The sequence below is a fragment of the Roseibium sp. AWQ4_290 genome (genome assembly GCF_056160985.1).
The window spans coordinates 1-222 of record NZ_JBSWYG010000123.1; the positions used below are offsets into that span (position 1 = coordinate 1).

General features: G+C 55.0%; 1 protein-coding gene. It reads right to left on the reverse strand.

Translation table 11 applies throughout. The features are described 5' to 3' along the window. Positions 1 to 97, reverse strand: a 97-nt coding sequence (locus tag ACXAH0_RS25395) for a transposase (RefSeq protein ID WP_475196131.1), incomplete at its 3' end; no start/stop codon positions are given. Between the last annotated feature and the right edge of the window lie 125 nt (positions 98 to 222).

Consider the following 222-nt stretch of genomic DNA (forward strand, 5'->3'; position numbering starts at 1 on the left):
TGCCGTGTTTGCGGCACAGATCCGCGCACTTTGCGCCCGCATCATGCTCGGCAAGGATGCCGATGATCTGCTCGTCCGTGAATCTTGTTCGCTTCATTGTCCGTCCTCAAAGTGGACGTTCGCGGTGCGGTTGACCATCCTCTGATTGAGCGGTTCCCAGACACTTCAATATTGTCTTACAGAGTGAGCGATTTTGCTGGCCTGAATTTGGCGACGGGACCA